3 protein-coding genes are annotated in these 4,763 nt (G+C 71.1%); all 3 read right to left on the minus strand.

Annotated features, from left to right (window positions below; genetic code table 11):
* Positions 1–248 precede the first annotated feature (248 nt).
* Positions 249–2,783, minus strand: a complete 2,535-nt coding sequence (locus tag FNH05_RS32380; protein WP_144592650.1) for a bifunctional lysylphosphatidylglycerol flippase/synthetase MprF — start codon at positions 2,781–2,783, stop codon at positions 249–251.
* Positions 2,783–4,093 carry an alpha/beta hydrolase gene (locus FNH05_RS32385; RefSeq protein WP_144592651.1) on the minus strand — a complete coding sequence of 437 codons (1,311 nt, stop codon included), beginning with the start codon at positions 4,091–4,093 and terminating at the stop codon, positions 2,783–2,785. Before FNH05_RS32385 ends, FNH05_RS32380 begins: the two co-directional genes overlap by 1 nt.
* 272 nt (positions 4,094–4,365) lie before the next feature.
* On the minus strand, positions 4,366–4,763 hold a 398-nt coding region (locus FNH05_RS32390; RefSeq protein WP_144592652.1), incomplete at its 5' end, for a MarR family winged helix-turn-helix transcriptional regulator.

The raw sequence follows: 4,763 nt of genomic DNA on the forward strand, positions 1-4,763 counted from the left end.
GGGCAGCACCACCTGGCCATGGCTCGCCGCACCCGCGGGACTGCTCGCGATCGGCCTCGCCATCGCCGGGCGGAAACTACGCTCTCGGCGGAGACGAACCCGGCGGCAATAGGCCCATGACCGCCCGTATTCCTGCCTTGACACTGTCCTGGCTCCGTTGTGGGCAGTGACCGGCGACGCCAGCGTGGAATCCGCAGCGTCGCCGCCGAAGCCGAACGCGAGGAATGATCATGGCACGCCAGCCCGTATCACCGGTTGCCCAGCATCGCGCCGCGGTGGTTCCCCCGGATGCGGGAGCGGTTCCGGGGAAAAATGGCCAGCAGTATCCACAGTAGACGAACGGCCTGTTGGGCCGTCAGCCTCGGCAGGTACGCGCGGGTGACGGCATTGCCGATGCTCGGCAGTGCGGCGGCATCCGGATAGGCCATGAACAGCGGCTGGTACTGCGGCCGGAACTTCGCCTTGAACGCGAGCAGCGAGCGGAACCCGTAGACCGGCTCCAGCCGCAGCCCGACGAAATCGAGGAATCGCTGGAGCAGGTCGCGCCGTTCGCCGCGGTCCATCCGGGCCAGCGGCGCCCCGGAGAGGCTCAGCACCTCCACCCCTTCGGACCGGCAGGACAGTGCCATGGTCGCGATGAGGAATTCCATCACGCCGGGGAAGGCGGCCGGAGACCGGCGCATGAGGTCCAGCGTCCAGCCGATGATCCGGCCGTCCCTGCGGACGGGCAGCCAGCTGGTCACCCCGTGCAGGTTTCCCGCCGGGTCGACGGCGACGACGCACCACACGTCGTCGTCGGCGAGTTCTTCGACGGTGCCCAGGGTGAAGCCCATCTCGGGAAGCCGCTTGTTCGCCAGCCATTCGGCCGAAAGCCGCCGGATCTGTTCCGCGAGCCGCGGCGAGGCGTCGCGGTACCGGATCCGGTGCGCCTCGATGCCCAGCGCCTTCGCCTTGTTCAGCGCGGTGCGCACGTCCTGGAACTTCTTGCCGCGGAAGTGCAGCTGTCCCAGCCGGACGACGGCCTCCTCGGCGACCTGGACCGCGCGCCAGCCCGCCCCGAGGTCGGTTCGAAGGGCGTCGGTGATGGCGTAGAAGCACGGCGTCCAGCCCTGGGAGGCGCAGTAGCGGGCGAACTGCCTGCTCGCGGTGCGGCAGGCGTCCGGTTCGCCCACCGGCCCGCCGGTGGTGAGCGCGACCGCCGATCTCACCCGGTAGGCGATGACCGCCTGCCCGTCCTCGGAGAACCAGTAGCCGTGCCCCGGCCAGGTGATCATGTGGGACGTCGAGGTGCCGCCGTAGCGGTGCAACAGGGCGCGAGCCCGGGCGCGGTCGGTGGGAGGTGCGTCGATTCTGGCCCGCACGAAGGTGAGCGCGCATCCTGCGAGCGCCACGCACCAGAAGACGACGCCGGTCCACTCGTAGAACACGACCGCGAGCCCGCCCAGCGGCAGGAACGTGATCGGAAGCTCACCGAGGTAGTCCGGGGGCGCGAAGCGCAGCGGCAGGTCGACGAGGATCCCGGAAAGACCGGGCGGGTGGTCGAACTGGTCGCGCACCGCGTAGGCCCCGGCCACATAGAGCACCGCGCACGCCAGCCACGTCGTCCCGAGCACCATCCCGAGATGCCGGTAAGCGCCGCGGGGCGCACGCACATCGAACTTGGACCGGTGCGCCACGAGCAACACGATGATCAGCGCCGGCTGCACCAGCGGCACCGCGACCGCGCTCCAGTCGCGAAGGGAACCCAGACCGGCTTCGGCGGCGAGCGCCGAGGGAAGCAGGAACAGACCGAACACGGTCAACGCGGAGTTCGCCCCCAGCGCGCCCCACCAGGCGAACCGGCGGCCACGGCGCAACCCTTCCGCCATCACGCCCATGATCAGCGCCGGGATGACGGACAGCACCGCCGACCCGGCACCGTCCAGCCTCAGCGCGGCCCGAAGCTGACCGCAGACGTCCGCCATCGAGGGATCCCCACAGGCCAGCGACACGTCCGCGGCCGACGGATGCGGCGCGGTGAGCAGGTACTGCAGGATGGACAGCGGCGGCCCGCCTGGTGTGAGCGGGGTGGTGGCCACCAGCGGCCCGATCGCGGAGGCCGCGACCAGCATCGCGATCAGGAACCGCTCCTCCACCCGGGACGCCGCCACCCCGGCCGGACGCCGGTCGCGAGGGACCAGCAAGGGGACGAGGGCGAGGCCGACGAGCCCCGCGCAGAGCCGGATCAGGGCCTGCAGCGCCCCGGCGTACAGCGTCAGCATCGTCATGGTCGTGATCAACGTCAGCCGCAGCCGCCTGCGCCAGACCGGGGTGAGCGCGGCACTCGCCGCCATCCCCGCGCCGAACGCCGCCGCCGAAGGCGTGACCACCACCATCTCCGCCAGACGCGCCGACCACGGGTCCCCGCCGAAGACCCCGGCGGCCACCACGCCGAGGGAAAGCAGCGCACCGCCGACATAGGCGGAAAAGAACGCGGCAGCGGTTGCAACGGTGCCGATCTGGCGTTCGGCCAGCCCGCACAACAGTCCGACCACGACGGTGACACCGAGGTACTGCGCCAGCCCGCCGGCCCACCACACCGAGCTGATCACGGTCCACCAGCGGCCCCCCAGCAACGAAGGCATGCCGAACCCGACCGCGTGCAGGAGTGCTCCCCGCGGGCCGGACCGGACCGTGCCGGTCACCAGCCCCACGGTCCACATCACCACGAGGAAGCCGACCGTGAACCGGAGCCGGGCCAGTACCCTTGCCGCGCCGCGAAACCGGCCGTGTCGCTCGCTCATCACCGGGCGACCAGCCCCGTTCTCACGGCCAGCCAGCCCAGCGACCGCTCGAGGCCCGCGCCCCACGCCTGCCACGTGTGCCCGCCCGGCACCTCCAGCCAGCCGACGTCCAGCCTGGCGCGGCGGCAGTACGCGTAGACCTCCTGCTGCTGCGGGAGGTACTCGCCGTCCGCGTCACCGGCGGTGATCATCCCCGCCGTGCCGGGATAGGTCCTCGCCGCCACCTCGTCGGCCGGGTTCACCGCGCGGAACCGGGATTCGTCCCCGCCGAAGGCCTCCTGCACCGTCGAGGACCTCGTGCCCAGCGTCGGCTCGGTCTGGCCGGAGATGTCGACGAAGGTCGGGAACAGGTCCGGCCTGCGCAGCGCGAGCTGGAGCGAGCACGTGCCGCCGTAGGAGAACCCGGCCACCGCCCAGTGCCGGCTGTCCTGGTCGACCTGCAGCGTCTTCTTGATCCAGTCCGGCACGTCGACGGTCAGGTAGCTCTCACTGTTGCCGAGCCGGGAATCCAGGCACAGCGGATTGCCCAGTTCGGTGCCGGTGTCGTCGGCGACGACCACCACCGGGGCGAGCCCGTGGTGGGCGGAGGCGAAGCCGTCCATCATGTCCCCCAGCCTGCCGCCGTCGATCCAGTCCACCGGTGCTCCCGGTTGTCCGTGCAGGAGGACGAGGACGGGCAGCAGGGGCCGGTGCGCGGTCAGGTACGCCGGGGGCAGGTACACGTAGGCGTCCCGCGCGGCGAAACCGGACACGGCGGGCGGGATGCGCACCTGGCTGACGGCGCCGTGACCCGGCATGTCCGCCGGGGGCACCCACCCGTCCAGCATGGCCTTCCCGGGCTGCGGAAGGAACGGCGACGCGACCCACGCCGCGTTGTCGGCGAAGGCGACCTGGTCGGCCGACGGCAGCCCGAACACCGTCCGCAGCGTCGGGAACTGGCCGTAATAGGCGTTGATCTTCACCGCGCAGGTGAGCAGCACGAGCACCGCGGCGGCCACGGCGCCACCGCGACGCCACCACCGGGTCCCCGGAAAGGACGCGATCGCCAGGGCGATCGCGAACACGCCCACCCCGCACCACGCCACAACGCGCCACGGAACCGGGTCCGGAAAGGGCCGCCAGGCCACATCCACCACCCACGCGGAAGCCAACGTCACCACCGCCGCCGCTCCGGCCAGCAGCGGCACCACCCGCAGCCACCAGGTCCGGCGCCGCCGGGCGAGCAGCAGCACGCCGGCCAGCACGCCGAAGCCGCTGAGTACCGCGGGCAGCACCCCGTACACCAGCGACCAGTCGAGCACGTCTCGCACGAACGGTCCTTCCTTGGCCGAGCATTGATCGGCTTCACCCCAAAGTCACTGTTGCATCAGGCAACACTTGCCGAGACCATCAATGATGGCGACCTACGATAGAACCCGGCCGTCACGCGAACTCAGCCGACCGGCATCACCGGCCGATCGGGCAGGGGAATCGCACTTTACCCACCAAAAAGGACTATCTTCCCGGTCGTGGCAACTCGACGAAGAACTGCTTCCGGCGCTGATCCGGCCGGCAGTCGGCCTTACCCGTAAGAGGAAGGACGTCACACCCACAGGGTGTCGGTGCCGTCGCGGAGGGAGGGCTCGTCCCCGGCTTCGGTGAACGCGGTGAGCGCGCGCACGAGTCCGCGTCGGGTGGTGATCGGCATGCGGGCGACGATGCGGGTGATCTCCGCGCGCCGCCGCTGGGTCACCTCGGCCACGACCGCCGCCCCGGTTTCGGTGAGCGACACGACGAGCTCACGCCGCGAGGCGGGGTTGGCCTCCCGGCTGACCAGGTCCGCGGCCACGAGCCGGTCGACCATGCGGGTGGCGGTGGAGGGGTTGACCGCGAGGTACTCGGCCAGTGTGGTCAGCTTCAGCGGCCCCCGGCTCTCCAGCACAACGAGCAGCCGGAACTGCGGGATGGTGATCGACTCGTCGACCGCCGTGATCGAGCGGG

The organism is Amycolatopsis rhizosphaerae, assembly GCF_007713715.1.
Lineage (GTDB): Bacteria > Actinomycetota > Actinomycetes > Mycobacteriales > Pseudonocardiaceae > Amycolatopsis_E > Amycolatopsis_E rhizosphaerae.